General features: G+C 69.5%; 18 protein-coding genes. 2 read left to right on the top strand and 16 right to left on the bottom strand.

What is annotated here, in order from left to right:
* Positions 1 to 3: 3 nt before the first annotated feature.
* Positions 4 to 1,029, bottom strand: a complete 1,026-nt coding sequence (pstC, locus tag ACZ37P_RS17535) for a phosphate ABC transporter permease subunit PstC (RefSeq protein WP_355337106.1) — start codon at positions 1,027 to 1,029, stop codon at positions 4 to 6.
* Positions 1,030 to 1,603: 574 nt separating this feature from the next.
* Here pstC and ACZ37P_RS17530 point away from each other — a divergent pair.
* Positions 1,604 to 2,095: a MarR family winged helix-turn-helix transcriptional regulator gene (locus ACZ37P_RS17530; protein ID WP_355337104.1), complete on the top strand. Its 492-nt coding sequence runs from the start codon at positions 1,604 to 1,606 to the stop codon at positions 2,093 to 2,095.
* 58 nt (positions 2,096 to 2,153) lie between these two features.
* Here ACZ37P_RS17530 and ACZ37P_RS17525 read toward each other — a convergent pair whose 3' ends face one another.
* On the bottom strand, positions 2,154 to 2,513 hold the full coding sequence (locus ACZ37P_RS17525; RefSeq protein WP_391046820.1) for a hypothetical protein: 360 nt from the start codon (positions 2,511 to 2,513) through the stop codon (positions 2,154 to 2,156).
* A 39-nt stretch (positions 2,514 to 2,552) separates the two neighbouring features.
* A complete protein-coding gene (locus ACZ37P_RS17520) occupies positions 2,553 to 2,972 on the bottom strand; it encodes a nitroreductase family deazaflavin-dependent oxidoreductase (protein ID WP_355337100.1) in 420 nt (139 codons plus the stop codon).
* A gap of 171 nt (positions 2,973 to 3,143) precedes the next feature.
* Here ACZ37P_RS17520 and sigJ point away from each other — a divergent pair, with 171 nt between their 5' ends.
* Positions 3,144 to 4,217: an RNA polymerase sigma factor SigJ gene (sigJ, locus tag ACZ37P_RS17515; protein ID WP_402713107.1), complete on the top strand. Its 1,074-nt coding sequence runs from the start codon at positions 3,144 to 3,146 to the stop codon at positions 4,215 to 4,217.
* 38 nt (positions 4,218 to 4,255) lie between these two features.
* Here sigJ and ACZ37P_RS17510 read toward each other — a convergent pair whose 3' ends face one another.
* The 13 genes from ACZ37P_RS17510 to fabG all read right to left on the bottom strand — a co-directional run bounded on the left by ACZ37P_RS17510 (position 4,256) and on the right by fabG (position 20,784).
* Complete coding sequence (locus ACZ37P_RS17510) at positions 4,256 to 5,743, bottom strand: cation:proton antiporter (RefSeq protein WP_467347177.1); 1,488 nt, start codon at positions 5,741 to 5,743, stop codon at positions 4,256 to 4,258.
* 47 nt (positions 5,744 to 5,790) lie between these two features.
* Positions 5,791 to 6,165 carry an antibiotic biosynthesis monooxygenase family protein gene (locus ACZ37P_RS17505; protein WP_355337094.1) on the bottom strand — a complete coding sequence of 125 codons (375 nt, stop codon included), beginning with the start codon at positions 6,163 to 6,165 and terminating at the stop codon, positions 5,791 to 5,793.
* 70 nt (positions 6,166 to 6,235) lie between these two features.
* Positions 6,236 to 6,784 (bottom strand): flavin reductase family protein, encoded by a 549-nt coding sequence (locus tag ACZ37P_RS17500; RefSeq protein WP_391046827.1) that lies wholly within the window; start codon positions 6,782 to 6,784, stop codon positions 6,236 to 6,238.
* Positions 6,781 to 8,148 (bottom strand): cation:proton antiporter domain-containing protein, encoded by a 1,368-nt coding sequence (locus ACZ37P_RS17495; protein ID WP_467347175.1) that lies wholly within the window; start codon positions 8,146 to 8,148, stop codon positions 6,781 to 6,783. The genes ACZ37P_RS17500 and ACZ37P_RS17495 overlap by 4 nt, the downstream gene beginning before the upstream one ends.
* Before the next feature lie 151 nt (positions 8,149 to 8,299).
* Positions 8,300 to 9,808 carry an FAD-binding oxidoreductase gene (locus ACZ37P_RS17490; RefSeq protein ID WP_355337088.1) on the bottom strand — a complete coding sequence of 503 codons (1,509 nt, stop codon included), beginning with the start codon at positions 9,806 to 9,808 and terminating at the stop codon, positions 8,300 to 8,302.
* Positions 9,809 to 9,851: 43 nt separating this feature from the next.
* A complete protein-coding gene (locus ACZ37P_RS17485) occupies positions 9,852 to 11,549 on the bottom strand; it encodes an NAD(P)/FAD-dependent oxidoreductase (protein ID WP_391046834.1) in 1,698 nt (565 codons plus the stop codon).
* A gap of 421 nt (positions 11,550 to 11,970) precedes the next feature.
* The gene (locus ACZ37P_RS17480; protein WP_391046837.1) at positions 11,971 to 13,632 is read right to left on the bottom strand and encodes an MFS transporter; all 1,662 of its coding nucleotides are present in this window, start codon (positions 13,630 to 13,632) and stop codon (positions 11,971 to 11,973) included.
* Positions 13,633 to 13,806: 174 nt separating this feature from the next.
* Positions 13,807 to 14,622 (bottom strand): dienelactone hydrolase family protein, encoded by an 816-nt coding sequence (locus tag ACZ37P_RS17475; protein ID WP_355337082.1) that lies wholly within the window; start codon positions 14,620 to 14,622, stop codon positions 13,807 to 13,809.
* A gap of 50 nt (positions 14,623 to 14,672) precedes the next feature.
* Entirely contained in the window at positions 14,673 to 14,915 is a 243-nt protein-coding gene (locus ACZ37P_RS17470) for a hypothetical protein (protein WP_355337080.1), read from the bottom strand.
* Complete coding sequence (locus tag ACZ37P_RS17465) at positions 14,912 to 15,592, bottom strand: nitroreductase/quinone reductase family protein (protein ID WP_355337078.1); 681 nt, start codon at positions 15,590 to 15,592, stop codon at positions 14,912 to 14,914. The genes ACZ37P_RS17470 and ACZ37P_RS17465 overlap by 4 nt, the downstream gene beginning before the upstream one ends.
* A gap of 79 nt (positions 15,593 to 15,671) precedes the next feature.
* Entirely contained in the window at positions 15,672 to 18,995 is a 3,324-nt protein-coding gene (locus ACZ37P_RS17460) for an FAD-dependent monooxygenase (RefSeq protein ID WP_467347173.1), read from the bottom strand.
* Position 18,996: 1 nt separating this feature from the next.
* A complete protein-coding gene (locus ACZ37P_RS17455) occupies positions 18,997 to 19,944 on the bottom strand; it encodes an aromatase/cyclase (RefSeq protein WP_355337074.1) in 948 nt (315 codons plus the stop codon).
* A gap of 54 nt (positions 19,945 to 19,998) precedes the next feature.
* Positions 19,999 to 20,784, bottom strand: a complete 786-nt coding sequence (fabG, locus tag ACZ37P_RS17450; protein WP_188280345.1) for a 3-oxoacyl-ACP reductase FabG — start codon at positions 20,782 to 20,784, stop codon at positions 19,999 to 20,001.
* Positions 20,785 to 21,064: the final 280 nt, after the last annotated feature.

The raw sequence follows: 21,064 nt of genomic DNA, 5'->3' as shown, positions 1-21,064 counted from the left end.
TCGTCACCCCTCGCTCAGCGAGCCGGAGCGGGACCGCGCGACGATCGTGGACGCGGTGAAGTTGACGACCAGGGTGAGCAGGAAGAGGGCCAGGCCCGCGGCCATCAGCGCCGACATGCCGAAGTCCGAGGAGTCGCCGTAGTGCAGGGCGATCAGCGAGGAGACGGAGTTCGAGCCGGTCTGGAGGATGTGGGGCTGGATCTGGAAGACCGGGGAGATGATCAGGTAGACCGCGATGGTCTCGCCCAGCGCCCGGCCGAGCCCCAGCATCGTGCCGCCGATCACGCCGCCCAGGCCGTACGGCAGCACCACCGAGCGGATCATGCCCCAACGGGTGGAGCCGAGCGCGTAGGCGCCCTCCCGCTCACCGGCCGGGGCCTGCGCGAAGACCTCGCGCATGACCGAGCACATGATGGGGGCCACCATCATCGCGACGACGATTCCGGCGATGAAGGTGGAGGCGGTGTACACGCTGGCGGAGGAGAGGGGTTCGCCCGGCTCGACGCCGTCCACGCGCAGGAAGGGCACCCAGTGGAACCAGGTGGACAGCCAGCGGGACAGGCCGATCACATGGCCCTGGAAGAAGAACAGGCCCCACAGGCCGTAGACGACGGACGGCACGGCGGCCATCAGGTCGACCATCGCGACCAGGGTGCGGCGCACCCGGCGCGGCGCGATCTCCGAGATGAACAGCGCGGTGCCGACCGCGAGCGGCAGCGCGAAGCAGACGGCCACGGCGGCGATCAGCACGGTCCCGGTGAGGACGGCGGCGATGCCGAAGTTGTGGACGTCGGGCTGCCACTGCGCGGTGGTCAGGAACGCGAAGCCGCGTACCCGCAGCGCCTGGCTCGCCCGAAGCAGCAGGAACAGGCCGACCGCCGCCATGATCGCCAGTACGGCGACACCGGCGGCCGTGAGCTGCCCGCGGAATATCCGGTCCCCGATCCCCTTGGCCGCCCGCAGCCGCCGGGGGGCGTCGTCGCCCCCGACCGACTCGGGCGTGCGGGACACCACTTGTGTGGATGTCACGTGTCGTTCTCCCCCCAGCGCTCCCGCGCGCCGAATGGCGTCGCGTTGCGAGGAGTGAACGGGGCCTCAATGGCCGAATGACACTGTTCACCTGAGGAGAAAATGAACAACAGATAGTGAGAAGTTGTGAGTGGCCTGTGGAGGTTGTCCAATGTCCGACAAAACTACCCATCTCCCGCTCGGTTGCCTTATGCACCTAGCAACTTGCCTGCCCAGAAGGGGTGTTGAGAGGGCGCTCGGCGCGCGATACGGGCGGGACCAGTGGTGTTGGCGGGCGATGTGAGCACGGAGGGTGACGAGCGACAGGGGGCTCGATCCGGCCACATTGGGGCACGAGCCCACGGTTGCCGGGAGGCGCACGCCTGCTACCGGCAACGGGCACCGCGCGAGGCGCGGAGGATTCGGGGAGAGCCCTACGAGTTTGTAAAGGACCTGTGAGAGGGTGTCCGCCTGAACCCCGCCGATATTCGCCGCCCGACCGGGGCCGAAGGCTCCAGCGGTCGACCAGCGGACCGAATCGGGGGTTGGGGTAGTTTCATATCTCCGCGTGCTATCGATGCGAGGAACGTTGCGTATGGATTCCACACTGCCCGGAGCCGCGTCGACAATACGGCGGCGGAGGCGACTGAACACGAGGATCAAGGACGCGCTGCGCGATCTCTCCGTCCAAATGGCGTTGCTGAACCATCGGGTCGGCACTCATCTGGGCCTGCGCGACGCCGACTTGGAGTGCCTGGACCTGGTCAGCCGCTTCGGGCCGATCGGACCGACCGCGCTGTCGAAGCACGCGGGCCTGCACCCGGCCACGCTGACCGGCGTGCTCGACCGGCTGGAGCGCGGCGGCTGGGTGGTCCGTACGCCCAACCCCAGCGACCGGCGGGCGGTCCTCGTCCAGGTCATCAAGGAGCGCGAGACCGAGACGGCCGAGATGTTCGCCGGGCTCAACAAGTCGATGGACGTGATCTGCGCGGACTACGACGACGCCGAACTGGTGCTGATCGCCGACTTCCTGTCCCGCGCGGCGCGGGCGGGACGTGAGGCGACCGACGAACTCGCCGACCGCTGACGGGCCGACGGCCGGCCGTCGGTCGTCCTCACCTCACCTCACCTGCCTCCGGCCGTCCTCACCTGCCGCCGGCCGCGCGGCGCTCCGGGTGCCAGCGCGGCGCCGCGTCCAGGCAGCCGTCGTACGGGTCGCCGGGACCCGGCAGGTCCTGGCTGCCGCGCAGCGCCCGCAGCTTGCGCAGCACGCCGGGATCGTCGAGGCCGCCGGGCCTGCGACGGGCCGCCGCGGCGACCGCGCGCGGGCCTGAGCCCTCGGTGGGCGCCGCGCCCTCCCACCAGTGCTCGCCGCGCCCGCGCCACCACTCGGACGACGAGACGCCGACGGTCGTCGAGCCCAGCGAGATCAGGGCGCGCAGCAGCCGGTCCCCGCAGAACCGGGCGGCGGCCCGGCCGAAGGCGCGCCAATTCGGTGCGGGCATGCGCGATCACTCCTCCTCACGCGTCTTCACCGATCGTGCTCAGACGCGCTCGGCCGTGACCCCGGTCCCGGTCTGCGCCGTGGTCTCGACGATCTTCAGCGAGATGAACTCGTCGATGCGCAGCCGCTGGAGCGCCCAGCGCAGCACGGCGGGGATGTCGGGGTTGTCGTCGATGTACACCTGCGGCGCGACCACCGGGACGCGCTTGCCGCGGGTCTTGATCTCACAACCGCCCGCGGCCACCACGTTCTTGACCCAGTCGGACTCCGCGCCGTACGGGAGGGACAGGATGAAGTGGCCGTTCTTCTTGAAGACCTTGACCGGCGTGCGGTACTCCCGGCCGGACTTGCGGCCCTTGTGGTAGACCGCGCCGAACCCCGGCATGGCGGGGAGGATCCGGCCGACGATCCGATTGCCGAAATACTTGTTCACGCGCGCCAGCCGCCGCTTAACGGACATGACTGTGCTCCTTCTTTGAGGGACTCGCACGGGGAAAAAGAACGGAGAAAAGAGAGAAGAAAAACGACAGCGGTCGGTAATAGCGCAACATCTTTACCGGCCGATGTCACACTCGGACGGGGGCCCTTCATCTCAGGTGACAGGAGCGCGCGTCACACTGGGAGGCCCACCATGTCCGACAACCCGGCGGAGCTGCCCGACGACACCGCCACACGGGTGTTCGTGGGTCATCGGGAGTTACTGTTCTCGGTGGTCTACAACCTGCTCGGCAGCGTCTCGGACACCGAGGACGTCCTTCAGGAGACCTGGCTGGCCTGGGCGCGGAGAGTCCGCCAGCCGCACGCCGAGGAGATCGACAACCCGCGCGCGTACCTGGTGCGGATCGCGGTCAACCAGGCGCTCGCCCGGCAGGCCACGATCAGCCGCCGCCGCGAGACGTACATCGGGCCCTGGCTGCCCGAGCCGTTGATCACGCAGATTCCGGAAGCGCGGAACACCCCGCAGGCGGCGCAGGCGACGGACGCCGCGGAATCCGCGCTGCGCAACGAATCCGTGTCCATGGCACTGTTGGTCATTCTGGAGACGCTGACTCCGCTGGAACGCGCGGTGTTCGTGTTGCACGAGGTGTTCGGTTACGCGCATACCGAGATCTCCGAAATTCTCGGCCGCAGCCCGTCCGCGATTCGCCAACTCGCGCACCGGGCCCGCGAACACGTCCAGGCCAGGCGGCCCCGCTACCAGGCGGACCCGCACCTCCAGCAGCAGGTCACCGAGCGCTTCGTGGCCGCCGCGCTCGGCGGCGACATCGCCGACCTGATGAGCCTGCTCGCGCCGGACGTGACGATGTGGACCGACGGCGGCGGCAAGGTCCGCTCCGCGCTGCGCCCGGTCACCGGCCGCGACAAGGTCGCCCGGCTGCTGAACGGTTACGCCACCAGCCGGCTGCCGGAAGCCCTCGACATCCGCTACCGGCACGTCAACGGCGACCCGTCCGCCGTGGTCTTCTCCGGCGACTCCCCCTACGCGGTCATGGTCATGGACCTCAACCCGAGCAACGACCAGGTCACCGACATCTATCTGGTCACCAACCCGGACAAGCTCTCCCGCGTACGGCTGGACGGTCTGGACGACGGGGACGAGGACGCGGCCGCCGGACAGATCGAGGCCGCCGAGCCGAGGAAGGCGATCGAGCCCGGCGACGACGGCCGCGACGGCCGCGACGAGTCCGGTCCGCGGGCGGGCTGAGCCGAGCGGCTGTCCCGGCCCTCCCCACGTGGGGCATGTCACGTGGGGTGGACCGGGACGCCGCGTTCCTGGGTGACGGGGGTATCGGCGGCCGGATCGGATTCTCCGGCGTCCGCGAACCCGTCGGTGAGTCCGTCGGGCAGACCGTCCGCGCGTGCGTCGGCGAGTTCGTCAGGACGCCCGTCCGTACCCCCCTCGGGCACCCCTTGCAGGGCCAGTACCCGCTGCTCGCGCAGTTCCTCGTCCGCCGTGCTCTCGATCCGCTTCATCGCGACCCGCAGGATCGGCGGCGCCATCAGCGGAGTGAGGATCGCGATCAGCACGATGATGCTGTACATCGCGGTGGTCAGCAGGCCGAGCCGTACGCCGACCACGGCGATGACCACCTGGATCACCCCGCGCGCGTTGATCCCGGCGCCGAGCGCCAGGGCCTCCCAGCGGGTGAGGCGGCTGAAGGCGCTGCCGATGAAGGCGCCGAGGAATTTCCCGGCGACGGCGATCGCCAGCGCGGCCAGTCCCCACAGCGCGATCTTCGGACGCGTCAGCGACGTCAGGTCGATCCGCAGCCCGGCGAGCGCGAAGAACAGCGGGGACAGGAAGGACAGCACGGTGGCGTTCAGCGGCTCCAACTGCCGTGCCTGCGCGTCCGTACCGCGCGAGCCGATCAGGATGCCGCACAGGAAGGCGCCGAACACCGCCTCGAAACCGAGCGCCTGGGCGCCCGCACCCGACAGGACGAGCAGGATGACGGTGGCGGAGATGGTCACGCCGCGCGAACCGGAGCGCTCGGCCCAGCGCAGCACCCAGCCGACCAGCCACCGGCCGCCGGTCAGCAGGACGACGATGACGACGGCGAGGTGCCACAGCGGGGTGGCGATCTCGCCCGCGCCGACCCCGGTGGTGGCCATCGCGGTGACGACGGAGACCAGCAGCCAGCCCACGGCGTCGTCGATGGTGCCGACGACCAGGATCATCTGGCCGACGTTGCGGTGGATCAGCTTCATGTCGACCAGCACCCGGCCGATCACCGGGATCGAGCTGACGCACATGGCGACGCCGACGAACCAGGCGAAGATCGCCGGATCGGCGTCGCCCGGCCGCAGTTCACCCGGCAGCGCGTAACCGAGCCACACGCCGAGCGCCAGGGGCAGCAGCAGGGCGGCGGCGCTGACGCCCGCCGCCTTGCCGCCCTGTCTGCGGACCACCTTCAGGTCCAGGTGCATGCCGGTGAAGCCGACGAGCAGCAGCACGCCGAGCTGCCCGACGGCGTCCAGCAGGTGCATCTGGGTGGGGTCGCGGGGGAAGAGCCAGCCGGACAGGCCCGGCGCCACGTGCAGCAGGAGCGAGGGCCCGAGTAAGACGCCCGAGGCCAGTTCTCCGACGACGGTCGGCATGCCGAGCCTGCTCGCCAGCCGTCCCAGCACGAGTGCCAGGACGAGCAGGGCGCCGATCTGGAGCAGGAACACCAGCAGTGTGTGCTGCGGAAGGGGATCGACGGTTTCCGCGGCGATGCTGATCGCACTCATCGAAGAGCTCCTCACTGATGCGCGGTGGCCGGGTCGGCGGACAGGCCCTAGGCCACGCAGATCCCCTGGACGGCGACCTTCTCCGCGATGAACGGCCGCGCGAGCAGACCGTCGGGGTAGGCGCCGGCCTTCTCCTGGAACTCGGCCGACATGAAGGCCGCGAGCAGCGAGGAGGTCGACTCCCAGATCGCGATGTTGACCAGGGTGTTGCTGCCCGCGGTGCCGCGGTGGAGCTGGGTGGAGATGCAGCCGTCACAGGACTTCATGTAGGCGGCGTCGAGCGCCCAGCTCTCCAGGGTCTTGTCCATCTGCCCCTCGGGCACGACAAGGGTGTTGATGAGTACGACGGTGCCCGAGTCCTCCTGCTGGAGCTGGGTCTCGAAGGAGACCTTCGGGTCGACGGCCTCGAATGCGAACGCCATGGTGTGTCCTCTCGTCGTCATGGGCGGTGCGTGACGTGACGTGACGTGGATGGCTGACGTGCGGGTCCGCTCAGCCGTCGAAGATCGGGTGCGCTCCCCGCGGCTCCTCCTCCAGCGCGCCCAGGGAGCCGCGGAAGAAGATGAGCGGTTCCTGGTACTCGCGGGGCACGCCGAGTTCGACGACGCGGCCGACGAAGATGGTGTGGTCGCCGCCGTCGAACTCCTTGTCCAGACGGCAGGCCAGGAAGGCCAGTGCCTCGCTGAGCACCGGCATGCCCTCGGCCGAGTGGTGGTGGGGCACGTCCTTGACCGCCGAGGTGTCCTTGCCCGCGAAGGCGCGGGCCAGCGGCTCCTGCGGCCCCGACAGGAAATTCACCACGAAGGAGCCGGCCTCGTCGATGACCGCGCGCAGCCGCGACTCCTTGTGCAGGCAGAACAGCACGAGCGGCGGGTCGAGCGAGACGGAGGTGAACGAGTTGACCGTCGTTCCCTCCGAACGCCCTTCCGCGCCGCTGGTGATGACGGTGACGCCGGTGACGAACAGGCCGCACACATTGCGCAGCAGCCTGCCCTCCACCGGCTCCGGCTGGTGCAGCACCTGATCGGAGGGCGCGCTCACGAGCGCCCCTTCTCGCCCGCGGCCGCGGCCCCGGCGCCGGCCCCCGCCCCGGCCTTGCCCGCCGCCTCCGCCTCGCCGACCTCGACGCCCACCGTCGAAGTGGCCATCAGCTCGCTGCTCTTGGGCAGCAGCGGACCGGCCAGCGCGGTCGTGACCAGCGCCATGATCACCATCATGGTGAACATCTGGCTGTCCAGGACGCCGAGTTGGACGGCGGTGTTGAGGATGATCAGCTCGGTCAGCCCTCGGGTGTTCATCAGCAGGCCGAGCGCCCTGGACTCCCGCCAGGACAGGCCGAACAGCCGGGCGGGCACCATCGCGCCGAGCAGCTTGCCCGCGCAGGCGACGACCAGGATCGCGGACAGTTCCAGGTACTGCCGGGCGTGCAGGCCGTTGATGTCGACGCCGAGGCCGGTGACGATGAAGAACACCGGCAGCAGGATCAGGCTGACGTGGTCGAGCGGCTTGCGCAGGTGCTCGGCGAGCTGGAGCGCGGGCTCGCGCGGCATGATGAAGCCGAAGAGGAAGGCGCCGAAGATGCCGTGGATGCCGATCCAGGTCGTCAGGTAGGACGACAGGAAGGTACCGGCCGCCATGACCACCAACAGGGCCCGCCACTGCTGGCGTTCGCTGAAGAACCTGACCACCGCGGCCAGGGCGGGCCGCACGAGGACGAACATGCCGAGCACGTAGGCCGCGCTCAGGCCGAGCACCTGGAAGAGGTCACCGGCGCCGCTGGAGGTGACCAGCGCGGAGACGTACGCCAGCATGCACCAGGCGAGGATGTCGTCCACGGCGGCGCTGGCCAGGGCGAGGGTGCCGACCCGCGAGTGGGTGAGCCGGTTGTCGGTGAGGATCCGGGCGAGTACGGGGAAGGCCGTCACCGACATGGCCGCGCCCATGAACGTGGAGAAGGTGACGAAGGAGATGTGGTGCCCGGCCACCGTGTTGTGGTGCGGGTAGAGCAGCGCGGCCACCGCGACGCCGAGTCCGAAGGCGCAGGCGACAGAGGAGAGCGAGACCGACGCGGCCAGACCGCGGTGCGGACGCAGCATCCGCTTCTCGAACTCCCAGCCCACCATGAACATGAAGAGCATCAGGCCGACGTTGGAGACCGCGGACAGCAGCGGCCGTACGTCGGCGGGGAACAGCTTGTGCGACAGGTCGCCGGGCAGCAGCCCGAGCAGGCTGGGGCCGAGCGCGATGCCGGCGAGGATCTCGCCGATCACCGCGGGCTGGCGGACCCGCTTGGCGAGAGTGCCGAGCAGCACTCCGACCAGCAGGACGAAGGCGATGCCCGCCAGCATGGTGGCGACCTGGAGGTCGTTGTGGGGCGCGAGGCTGTGCAGCGCGATGCTTGTCATCGCAGTCCTCCGGGGACGGGAGCGGCTGGGAGATGCGGACTCGAGCGGTACGCGTCGGGGCGGTGTCCGGACGCACGACAGCGGGGTGGCACGGAAGTCCGTGGCCACCCCGCTGTCGTGAGAGGGATGTCGCTGTGTCGCCGTCAGGCCCCTAGCGAATGCTCTGGGCGAACCTGAAGGCGCCGTGCGGGTCGTAGCGGTGCTTCACGGCGGACAGCCGCGGGTAGTTCTCGGCGTAGTACGCCTGCCGCCAGTCGGGCAGTTCCGGGTCGATGAAGTTCTGGTAGGTCTCGCCGGAGGACTGCCGGTCGATGACGCGGAAGCCGCTGTCGACGAACGCCTGACCCGCCGCCCTGCCCGCGGAGTCGGCGGCGTCGGGGGACCCGATGTCGACGAGGAAGTTCACCGTGAACAGCGCGTCGCGGTGGACGAACGCGGTGTCGGTACGGCGTAAATCCCTCACCGCCCCGCCCAGCGGGAGCACTTCCATGAGGTGCGCCTGGCCGGGTACCCGCAGGGTCTCGAAGAGCGCCGCCGCGTTGTCCCACACGCTGCGCGACGGCAGCCGGTTGAAGAACCGGCTGCGCTGGAGGCCGAACGCCGACCGGGGAAGCGTGCCGCCGGGCGTGGTGTCGGCCCGGTGGCAGGCGGTCACATCGGCCGCGCACCGGAAGAAGCCCATCATCAGCGGCTGGTACGGCACGACGCTCGCGGGCGTCTGGCTGGCCGGTGCCCCGGTCAGCGCCACCAACCGGGCGACCTCACTGGTGAGTTCGGCCGTGGTGCCGGTGGAGGCGACGAAGACCATGACGTTGACCGGCGCGCCCGGCGAGGCGTCGAAGAGCTGGAGGAAGGCGCCGCCGCTGAGCGTGCGGGGCGCGTTCACGGACCAGCGCGCGTACCCGTCCAGGACGTCGGCGGCCTTGTCGAAGGTCCAGTTCAGATTGACCACGGCGAGCTGCGAGACGTTGACGGTGGTGATGTCGTACGAGGTGACGACGCCGAAGTTGCCGCCGCCACCGCCGCGTATGCCCCAGTAGAGGTCCCGGTTCTGGGTGGGTGAGGCGGTGACGACGTCGCCGTTGGCGAGCACCACCTTCGCCGAGGCGATCCGGTCGGAGCCGACGCCGTAGGAGCGGGTGAGCACGCCCAGGCCGCCGCCCTGGTAGAAGCCGCCGACGGCGACCGTCGGGCAGTAGCCGCCGATGATGGCCTTGCCGTGCGGCGCGAGCGCGTCGATGGCGTCGACGCCCTGGACGCCGGTGCCGACGGTCACCGTGTTCTGGCCGACGGATATGGAGTTGAGCCCGGAGACGTCGATCACCAGGCCGGTGCTCGTGGAGTACCCGCCGCCGCTGTGCCCTCCGCTGCGCACGGCGAAGGGTATGCAGTTGTCCTGCGCGAACTTCAGGGTCAGCGCCACATCGGCGGCGCTGACGCAGTAGGCGACGGCCTGCGGGTTGATCACGTCGAACTGTTGCAGGTCGAGTTGCTTCGCCGTCGTGTAACCGGAGTCGGTCGGCAGGACGAGCCGGCCCTGGAGGTGCGCGCGCAACTGACTCCAGGGTGCCCCGCTGCCGGCGAAACCGGCGGTGGCCCCAAGTCCTGACAGAGCCACCGCGGTCGCGCCCGCACCGAGGACTTTTCTGCGACTGATCATGGTGCTGTTCAACTTTCGGTCAGATGGAAATTGCCGGGCGGGGTCAGACGAACTTCTGCCCACGCAGACCGGACCGCACAATTCCGCTTACCATGTCGCGACCCAGTTCGCGCATCTCGCCCGGAGCCTTGAAGTTGGCCCAGTACATGAACTTAGCCATCATCGCGGTGGTCGGGTACACGAATTTGATTTCTGGGTCCTCCCATCCGAAAACGGGGTTGAGTTCATCCGAAGCACGGAGACTGTCCATGATCAGCTTGGCCGCCGCGTCGCCGTCGATGTCACCGGCCTCGTACTTCTCGCAGGCCTCCGCCATGATTTCGACGGTTTGCTTGAAATCCGGGCTGTTCGGCCACCAAAGACCCGGATTGGGGGTCTTCTCCAAATCGTCCAGCCATTTCACGTCGCCGCTCTCCTCATACCGCGCCCGCGCCCGGATCAACCGCAGCGCGCCAGGCGTGAGATAGGAGCCCCAGACACGGAACACCGCGTTCCACAGCGGGAAGTGGCTGAAGGAGATGTAGGAGCTGTTCACCAGTTCGTCGTTGAAGTGCAGCAGGCCGCGCTCGACGTCCTCGACGTACTGGAATCGCTCGTTGGCGAAGTCGTCGTCGTCCAGGGCGGGCAGCAGCCGGGAGCACAGGGCGTAGACGACCTCGAAGGTGTTGGACAGACCGCGCGAGAACAGCGGGTCGAGGAAGCCCGCCGCGTGCGACATCAGGCACCAGCGGTAGCCGATCGACTTGCTGGAGCTGTACTGGAGCCGGTCGGTGGAGACCCACTCGCGGACCCGCGTGGCGCCCTCGAACTGCCGCTTCACCGCCGGGTACTGGTCGAGGAAGCCCTGGAACTCCTCCTCGGGGGTGCGGTCCTTCGGCTTGGGATACGTCCGCTCGTCCATGGTGAGCCCGATGCTGGTGATCGGGTTCTTGGAGTCCTTGTGGTTGTTGAACGGGATGATCCAGAACCAGCCGCGCTCGATCATGTGGTGCAGCGTGCCGCCGTGCCAGGGCGCGCTGGCCGGCGGCCGCAGGCTCTCCGGGTGGTGGCTGACCTCGTCGAACGGCTTGATGCCGATGTAGTGGGTGAACATCGACCGGGAGTGGTGCTTGAAGCGCGCGGGCTTCTCGCGCAGGTCGAACTTCTCGGCCAGCAGGGAGCGGAAGCCGCTCGCGTCGATCAGGTAACGGGCCCGGAAGACCTCGCCGTTCTGCCCCGTGACCGTCACTCCGAAGTCGTCGAAGTCCAGGTCGGCGACCCGCCAGTTCTGCCGCGTCGTGGTGCCGTACTTGGCCGCCACGTTGAAGAAGTACATATCGGTGTCCTGCCGGAACAGGTGACCGGCCTCGGTGAGCGCTTTGGGAATGACGAACATCGTGGCGTCGCGCGGGTCGGGCTCCTGGCCCTTCTCGTGCTTGATGAAACCGAAGCTCTGCTTCTTGCCGTGGGTCGGGCCGATGTTCTTGGTGACGGCCTTGACGTCCAGCAGGTGCTTGATCTCCGGTACGTCGAAGCGCACCGCCAGGATGTGCAGCCACTCGATGAGTTGCGGGGTCATCGACTCGCCGATCGCCATCCGGGGATGGGTCGCGGCATCCACCATGACCACGTTCTTGCCCTGCCGGGCGAGGATCGCCGCGCTCACCGAACCCGCGAGGCCCGACCCGATGATCAGGACGTCGCAGTTCTGCGTCTTGGAGGCGCTGTTCACCGGAACGGATTCCTTGGCTTTGCTGGGCACGGAGCGCCCCTCTCTCTCCGGCGCGGACGGCGCGGAGAATCAACGACGGGTGTGTGGCCGAATTCCCAGGGCACACGCGGGCATCTGAAAAAGGGCGTGCAAAACAATCGCCGGGCCGACCCCGATGGGTCGGCCCGGCGATCGAGAAGAGGTGACCAAGATGTGAGACGTGGCGGCGTCGCGGCGGTGGTCCGCCGGCGTCAAACCGCAATTGGGCATACTTCTACTGCCCAATAAAGCGTGACACGCGGCGACACTCGGTGTCAACCCCGGTAATGGTGTACCGGAAGTGACGCGAGTGCCGCCGGTGTTATTGTCCGGACTCTCCCGACCCCTCCCTAAAGGGCAACTCACCCCTCCCTAAAGGGCTACTCGGAGAACCGCGGGAGCTTGCCGATGGAGGGCTTTCCCGAGGGGCGGTCTACCGGTGGGCGGCTCCGGAATCGGCCGCCGAATCCGCCGCGGGAGACCCCGCGCCGTCCGTCTGACCGGGAACGGCCGCACCCGACTCCGGCGTGGCCGACTTCTTCGGCCCGACGATGATCAGGCAGGCGATCACACCGACGAACAGCACGGCCATCGGCACGTACATGGTCGGCTTCATGGCGTCGACGAAGCCGTGCCCGAAGACCGCCGCGGCGGTGTCCTGGATGCGGTGGGCGATGTCGGCGGGCACGTTCGACGGGAACTTCATGGCGCTGCTCGACTGGCCGCCGACCTCGAGGTGCTTGCCCGCGTTGTCGAAGTTCTTCAGGAAACCGGCGCGGTAGTCGGACGGCACGGCGCCCGCGCGCTGCGCCGCCTGGTCCTTGAGGGAGGAGGCGAGCTGGTTCTGGAGCACCGCGCCGATGACGGCGCCCGCCATGACCGAACCGACCTGCCGCAGCGCGTTGTTGACGCCGGACGCGGCGCCGGTGAGCTTGGGCGGCACATTGCGCATGACCTCGGTGGCCATCGGCGTGAAGGTGCAGCCCATACCGGCGCCGACGATCACGACCGGCGCGATCAGCCCGGTCCAGCTCTGGCCGACCTCGACGGTCCGCACGATCCAGAAGACACCGCCGATGTACGCGAGCAGACCGCCCATCAGGATGTACTTGCCGCCGAACTTCTCGGCCAGCACACCGGAGGGCCCGGCGGTGAGCATCGAGCCGACCGCCATCGGCACCAGCACGCCACCGGCCTTCAGCGCGCTGAAGCCGAGCACCGACTGGAGGTAGATGGTCAGCGGCAGCAGCAGGCCGACGACGCCGAACGAGACGGCGATACCGACGAAGTTGACCACCGAGAAGTTGCGGTCCTTGAACAGCACGAACGGCACCAGCGGCTCGTTGTCCTGCTGACCGCGCTGGTAGACCAGGAAGATCGCCAGCACCACGACACCGGCCGCGATCGTGCCCCAGATCGCGCCGTTCCAACTGTACTTCTGGCCCTCGATCAGACCGAAGGCGAGCAGGAACAGGGCGATGGTGGTCAGGACGACGCCGGGGATGTCGAAGCGGTGCCGCACCGTACGCGCCGCGGACGGCATGAACATGAACGAGGCGATGATCGCCAGCACACCGATCGGCACGTTGACGTAGAAGATCCAGCGCCAGTTGAGCTTGGTGACCAGCAGGCCGCCCAGGCTCGGTCCCGCGACCGACGCCAGGCCCGCGACCGTGCCCCAGATGCCGAGCGCGACACCGCGCTTCTCGTCGGGGAACACGTCCGCGATCATGGACAGGGTCTGCGGCAGCAGCAGTGCCGCGCCGATGCCCTGGATCGCCCGGAAGATGATGAGCTGGGTCGGGGACTGGGAGAGTCCGCAGGCGAGACTCGCCAGGGTGAACAGCGCCACACCCGCGATGAACAGGTTCTTCTTGCCGACGAGGTCACCGAGCCGGCCGGCGGTGATCAGCAGGACGGCGAGCCCGAGGGTGTACGCGTTGACGACCCACAGGATCTGGTCGAGGGACGCGTCGAGGCTGTCCACCATGTCGGGGATCGCGATGTTCACGATCGTCAGGTCGAGCAGGGTCATGAAGAATCCGAAGGACAGGATCGCCAGAATGACCCACGGATTACCACGCCATTTGTTCACGGTTCCTCCTTGCCGCGCGCGTCGGGCCGCACGGCGTTGCACGACCCACAGCCCCTTGCCCCCCAAGAGGTGAGCGGGGGCCGTGGGTGTGACATCGGTGGGGCGGTCGAGACGCAACCGTCACCGAGGAGGTCCGCGAGTCCCGGCCGCGGGGGCCGGTCCGCCGGACGGGCCCTAGAGGGCCGCGGGCGCCAGACGCTCCCGCAGGAAGCTCACGACCCGCTCCCGCGCGGCGTACGCCGGGTGTCCGGGGATCTCGCGCATCTCCTCGGTCAGTACGGGGTGGGCTCCCTTGGGGAAGCCGCCCTCGTTGCCCTTCGAGGAGTCCAGTTCGATCACCTCGAAGGCGTCGCCGAGACTGCGCCGCAGGGTGTCGAACCTGGCCCGCGGGGACGCGCTGTCCCCGCTGAAGCGCATGCCCAGCACGCACAGTCCGCTGTTCTTGGTACGGCTCACCACCGTGTCCAGCTCGCCCCGCGAGAGGCCGGGGTCCGCGGACCGCTTGGCGCTGACCGGGAACGGCACCGCGGGCTGGGCGACGACCGGCGCGAGCACCACGTCCTCCACCGCGGCGGCCAGCGCGAACCCGCCGGTGAAGCACATGCCGACGATGCCGACACCGGGCCCGGGGGTTCGCGCGGCCAGATCCCGTACCAGCGCCCTGAGGTAGTCCGCGACCGGCCGCCGCGCGTCGACGGCGAAGGCCCGGAATTCGGCGGACACGCACAGCTTGGCGACGGTGGACAGCGTGTAGGGCGTGGAGTTCTTACGTCCGGGCCGTCCGAACAGCGACGGCATCGCCACGGTGAAGCCCTGGTCGACCAGGTGGTCCGCCAGGCCCAGCACCTCGGGCGTCATGCCCGGAATCTCCGGGACGAGCACCACTCCCGGCCCCGCGCCCTTCTCGTACACGTCGTGGGTGAGCCCGGCTCCCGTGAACGGGGCCGCGCGCCAGCCGGTGAGATCAGAGGTCGGTGCGGTACCGGTCACGAGGGGTTCTCCTTCAGACGGTTCTTCGGCCCGGGCGGGCGGACGGGCGGTCAGCCGCCCCCGGACTCCCGTCCCTGCCGCGCCCGGACGGCGAGGACGACGAAGGTGGTGATGCTCGCGATCAGGTCGATGTGGTCGATGGCGTGCGGCGACCCGTTCGCCCTGCGGATCTTCTTGGTGACGGCGAGGAAGTTGGCGGCCAGCGTACCGACCGTGACCGCCGTCCGCAGCGGGCTCGCTCCCCGCGCGGCGGGCGGCCCGGACCGACCCGCCCGCGGCCCGGCGGCGCTCACCGTACGGCGTCCGTCTCGCCGTCCGACGGCGCCACCGCCGCCAGCATGTCCTTCGGGGTGAACTTCACCACCGGGAGCAGGCGGCTGGCCCGGTTCTGGAACTCGTTGATGAACGGCAGGACTTCGGAGTACTTCGCCCAGATCCGGTCCCGCTCGGGGCCCGACAGGGTCTCGGCGAGGGCGACGATCTGCTCGCGGCCGATGTTGATGGTCACCTCGGGCGTGGCCTTCAAGTTGAGGTACCAGGCCGGGTGCAGGCCCTTGGGGCCGCCGGGGATGTCGAAGTGGCCGGGCACGGCGACCGCGTAGAAGAAGCCGCGCTCGTAGATGTAACCGACCGGCACGACACGCTCCTTGCCGGTCTTGCGGCCCAGCGTGTGCAGCAGCAGCGCGTCGAGGTTGCCCATCTTGCCGCCGATGCGGCCGTTGGACCGCTCGTACAGCCAGATGTGCACATTGAGCGCGCCCTTGCTGAGCGACTTCTGCACCTTCTTCGGCGGCTTGGAGTAGATGTAGACGTTGACGCGCATGAAGGCCCGCGTGATCGGGCCCGCGTCCAGACCCTGGTCAGGACGCGTCGTCCTGAAGGACGACAGCGCCTCGGTGTCCTGGATCACCGAGGTGTCACCCATCGGCTCGGCCATCGAGTCCTCCATGGGCTTCGGGGTGGTCTGCATGTGTGGTGCCCTTTCGCGAGATCCGGTGTTCTCAGGACTTCTGTGTCGGAACGCGTCGCTTCGTCGCAAGGCCGTCTGCTCAGAGGACCTTCTTGCCCTTGACGCCCGCGCGGACCGTGCCGGACAGCAGGGCGGAGCCGAGGTCCCGCATCTGCGGCGGGGCCTTGCGCACGGCCCAGTACATGAACTTCGCCATCGTCGCCGTGGTCGGGGTGATCAGCCGGGTGTCCTCGGGGTCGCGCCAGCCGAAGGCCGGGTTCAGCAGCTCGCAGCGGCGGAGCCGGTCGAAGATGATGTCCGCGGCGCGGTCGCCGTCGATCTGCCCGGCCTCGTACTTCTCGCAGGTCTCCGCGGTGAGGTCGACGATCTCCCGGACGGCCGGCTCCGGCCACCACAGGCCCGGATACGGCGCGTCCTCCAGGGCGTCCAGGTGCGCGGGGTCGCCGGTGAGCGTGAAGTTGATCCGCGCGCGGGCCAGCCGCATCACACCGGGAGTGGCGAAGCCGCCCCAGACCCGGAACACCGCGTTCCACAGCCGGAAGTGGCCGAAGGAGATGTACGCGCTGTTCACCAGCTCGTCGTTGTAGTGCAGCAGGCCGCGCTCCAACCGGTCGACGTAACCGAAGCGTTCGACCGCGAAGTCGTCGTCGTCCAGGGCGGGCAGCAGCCGGGTCATGAGCGAGTGGACGACCTCGAAGGTGTTGGACAGGCCGCGCGAGAACAGCGGATCGAGGAAGCCGGCCGCGTGCGACATCAGGCACCAGCGGTAGCCGATCGACTCCTTCGAGCTGTACTGGAGCCGGTCGGTGGAGACCCACTCGCGCACCCGCGTGGCGCCCTCGAACTGCCGCTTCACCGCCGGGTACTGGTCGAGGAAGCGGGTGAACTCCTGCTCGGGGCTGATGTCACGGGGCCGCGGGTAGACCCGCTCGTCCATGGTGAGGCCGACGCTGGTGACCGGATTGGCCGCGCCCTTGTGGTTGTTGAACGGGATGATCCAGAACCAGCCGCGTTCGATCAGGTGGTGGAGCGTACCGCCGCTCCAGGGCGCGTTCTTGGGCGGTCGCAGACTCTCCGGGTGGTGGCTGACGTCGTCGAACGGCTTGACGCCGATGTAGTGCGTGAACAGCGACCGCGAGTGGTGCTTGAAGCGCGCGGGCTGCTCCCGCAGGCCGAACTTCTCGGCGAGCAGCGACCGGTGGCCGCTGGCGTCGATGAGGTAGCGGGCCCTGAAGACCTCGCCGTTCTGCCCGGTGACGGTGACGCCGTCGTCGTCGAAGTCCAGGTCGGACAGCCGCCAGTGCTGCCGCGTCGTGGCGCCGTACTTGGCCGCGACGTGGAAGTAGTACGCGTCGGTGTCCTGCCGGAACAGGTGGCTGGCCTGGGTGAGCGCCTTGGGGATGACGAACATCGTCGTCTCCCGCGGGTCCGGTTCCTGGCCCTTGTCGTGCTTGACGAAGCCGAAGCTCTGCTTCTTCCCGTGGGTCGGGCCGATGTGCTCGGTGACCGACCGGTGGTCCAGCAGATGCAGCAGTTCGGGCAGGTCGAACCGTACAGCGAGGATGTGCAGCCACTCGATGAGCTGCGGGGTCATCGACTCGCCGATCGCCATCCGCGGATGCGTCTGGGAGTCGACCAGCACGACGCTCTTGCCCTGCCGGGCGAGGATCGCCGCGCTCACCGAACCGGCCAGACCCGCGCCGACGATCAGGACGTCACAGGTGCGGACGGGCGGCTTCGGGGCGGCCGGTCTCGGTGCGGCTGCCTTTACGGCGCTCGCCTGGGGCGCGGTTGCCTGAGGGGCAGTTGCCTGAGGGGCAGTTGCCTGGGGCGCCGCCGTCTCCGCAACGGCCGTCCGTGGAGCCGCGATCGGCGTGACGGGGACCCGGGGGACGTCCTCGGCGCCGAACCAGCGCCGCAGCGCCGGAGCCGGGTCGGCCGCGCGCGGCGCCGACCAGGCGATGTGTCCGTCGGGCCGCAGCAGTACGGTCTTCTGCCCGTCGAGGAGCGTGCCGGGCACCGGGCGCGCCGACACCACGTCGACCCGGCCCGCCCAGCCCTCGGCGGCCCTGCCCAGCGTGGCCCGGCGCCTGGTGTCGCCCGACAGGTCGAGCAGCACGCCGCGGCCGGGCCGCAGCAGCTCGGTGGTGCCGGTGGGCCCGTCCGCGGTCGTCAGCGCGATGTGGGGCACGCGGCGGCCGGTCAACTCACCGGCCGCGTCGGGGTGAGTGTCGGCGTCGGGATCGCCGTAGCGGATGTCGAGGCCGCTGATCATGCCGGCGAGGTGGCCGCGGACGACCGAGGTGCGGGTGAGGAGTTCGGCGGCGGTGCCGCGGACCGCCCCGGTCTCGGGACCGCCGAAGAGGATGACGGTCTGCGCCTCGATGTTGGCCAGCACCCGTCGCCCGACCGCGTGCCGCTCGGTGTGGTACGTGTCCAGCAGCCCGTCGGGCACGCGCCCGGTGACCCGCGCGGCCAGCTTCCAGCCGAGGTTGGCCGCGTCCTGGAGCCCGAGGTTGAGCGCCTGGCCGCCGACCGGCATCTGCCGGTGGGCGGCGTCCCCGGCGAGCAGCACCCGGCCCCGGCGGTACGAGGCCGCCTGGCGGCTGGTGTTGCCGAAGGCGTTCAGCCAGGTCGGGGTGCCGTGGGTGATGTCCTCACCGGTGACCCTGGCCCACACGGCCGCGATCTCGGCGTACTCGGGTTCCGCGGTCCTCGGCCGCACCTCGCGGCCGAACTCGTGCACCATGACGCGGGTGACGCCGTCCCGCGTGGCCGCGATGGCCACCCCGTTCGGGAGCCGCTGGAAGCGGCGGTTGGGGATGTCGAGCCCCAGCACGTCGCAGCGCAGCAGCTCCTTGGTGGCGTCGGAGCCGGGGAAGTCGAAGCCCGCCAGCCGCCGTACGGTGCTCTCCTCGCCGTCACAGCCGACCAGATAGCCGGCGGTGAGACGGGTGACACCGTCCGGGGTGGCGACCTCGACCTCCACGCCTTCCGCGCCCACGTCACCTTCGTCGCCGCCGTCGCCCGTGGTCAGGCCGAGCAGTTCGTGCTCGCGCCTGACCTCCGCGCCCAGCCCCGTGGCCCACTCCGCGAGCAGCTCCTCGACCCGGGCCTGCGGGACCTTCCACTGGCCGGGGTAGCGGGTGGTCGGCTCGCTCAGGTCGAGCGGCAGACCGCCGAAGTGGCCCATCGGCTCGTTGGGCGGCGTGCCCAGCGTCTCCAACAGGCCGCGCTGGTCGAGGAGTTCCATCGTGCGGGCGTGCAGGGTCGACGCCCGGGACTCGGTGGTGGGGGCGGCGAGCCGCTCCAGAACCGTCACCCGGGCTCCGCCGAGCCGGAGTTCACCGGCCAGCATCAGGCCGACAGGCCCCGCGCCGACGATGATGACGTCGGTGTCCATCTCAGCGCCGGCCCTCGGCGTAGTCCTTGGCGTGGCCCAGGGTGGCCCGGCTGTTGGTGCTCAGCGCGTTCTGCACGAAGGCGCGCGCCTCGGCGACCCCGGCGTCCGGGCCGAGGATCTTGGTGATGTTCGCGGTGTTGATCACCACGGTGTGCTGGGAGGTGGCGGCGACGCCGTCGCCCTCCTCCTCGAACAGCCAGTAGCCGGTGTGCAGCGTCATCAGCGCGGGCAGGGTGATCTGCTTGTAGACGATCCTGCTGTGCGGGAAGGTCACGCGCACCGACTTGGTGGTGTGCGAGGAGCCGTCCTTGGTGAGGGTGTCCATCTCCAGGATCTGCAGTCCCGGCGTCTCCTCCTCCAGCGAGACCCGCGCCACGTGCGGCAGCCGCTCCTTCCAGAGCTGCGCCTCGTTGATGAAGTCGTAGACGTCCTTGGCCGATCCGTCGATGTGGACGGTGTCGGCGAAGGACAGCAGGAGTTCGTCCGCGGAGCCGACGACCAGTTCGACGTTGGTCTTGAGCGCGGCCAGCTCGGAGCGGCTGTTGCGGTCCACGGCCTCGTCGATCCAGGCGAGATCGTCCGGCTTGTCGTCGATGGCGCGGTAGTCGTGCAGCAGCCGCACCCGCGACTCGGTGTCGGACACGGGCTCGATCACCCAGGTGCCGCCCATCGCCGCGACCGGCGGCGCCGAGACCTCCTGGCGGAATTCGATCCGCAGCGCCCGCGGGTCCAGGACGCGGCGCGACGTCCAGTTCTTGGCCGCGCCGTTGGCGGTGGCCCAGATGCGGATGCGCTCCTCGTTCTCCGAGCGCTCCACATGGTCGACGAAAACGGTCGGCGGGAAGATCCGCGGCCAGTTCTCCACCTCGGCGATCAGCCGGTACACCGCGGCGGCCGGGGCGTTCACCGTGATCTCGTGCTCCACCTCGCGGTGGCCAGTCTGCGTCATTCTCGTTCCCCTCACGCGAGTCGGACGTCGTAGGACGGGGTCGGTGGCGGCGGATCAGAAGTTGCCGAGGCCGCCGCACACGTTGATGGCCTGCGCGGTGATCGACGCCGCGGTGTCGGTGGCCAGGTAGCCGACCAGGCCCGCGACCTCCTCGGGCGTGGAGTAGCGGCCGAGCGGGATCTTGGACTGGAACTTCTGGAGGATCTCGCCCTCGGTGGTCGAGTAGGCCGCCGCGTAGCCCTGCCGGACCCGCGCGGCCATCGGCGTCTCGACGTAGCCGGGGCAGACCGCGTTGACCGTGATCCCGGTCGGCGCCAGCTCGTTGCCCAGGGCCTTGGTGAAGCCGACGACGCCGTGCTTGGAGGCGGAGTACGGGGCGCCGAGCACCACGCCCTGCTTGCCCGCGGTGGAGGCGATGTTGATGATCCGGCCGCGGTCGCGGTACCGCATGCCGCCGGTGTTGAGCACCTCGCGCGTCATCAGGAAGACGCTGTTGAGGTTGGTGTTGACGACGTCGAACCACAGCTCGTCGTCGATGTCGGCGGTGACGCCGCCGCCGCTGCGGCCCGCGTTGTTGACCAGGACGTCGACCGGCCCGTACCGCTCCACGGCGGCGAGCACGAACGCCTTGATGTCGTCGCCCGACTTGACGTCGCAGGCGGTGCCGTCGACGTCCAGGCCCTCGTCCCGTAGTTCCTTGACGGTCACTTCCACGCTCTCGGGCGTCCGCGCGCAGATGAACACCTGGTGTCCCTGTGCGGCCAGCGCCCTGGTGACGGCGAGCCCGATTCCGCTGGTGGCCCCGGTGACGAGAGCGACCCGCTGTCCCTCTGCCGACATGACTGCTCCTCCGACTCGGTACCGCTCGGCTGCGTACATGTGCTGCGTTCACGTGCGCTCTTCAAGTGCTGCGTTCATGTGCGCTGTACGTGTGGTCTGGGCGTGTGGGCTGGACGGGTGCGCTGTACGTGGGGGCTGTACGTGGGGGCTGTACGTGGGGGCTGTACGTGGGGGCTGGCCGGGGGGGGGGGGGGGGGGGGGGGGGGGGGGGGGGGGGGGGGGGGGGGGGGGGGGGGGGGGAGGGGGTACGGGGGCACCACGTCGTCGCTCGTCGCGCATC

Source organism: Streptomyces sp. NPDC024632, assembly GCF_055559175.1.
This window is presented reverse-complemented; position numbering and strand designations above follow the sequence as displayed.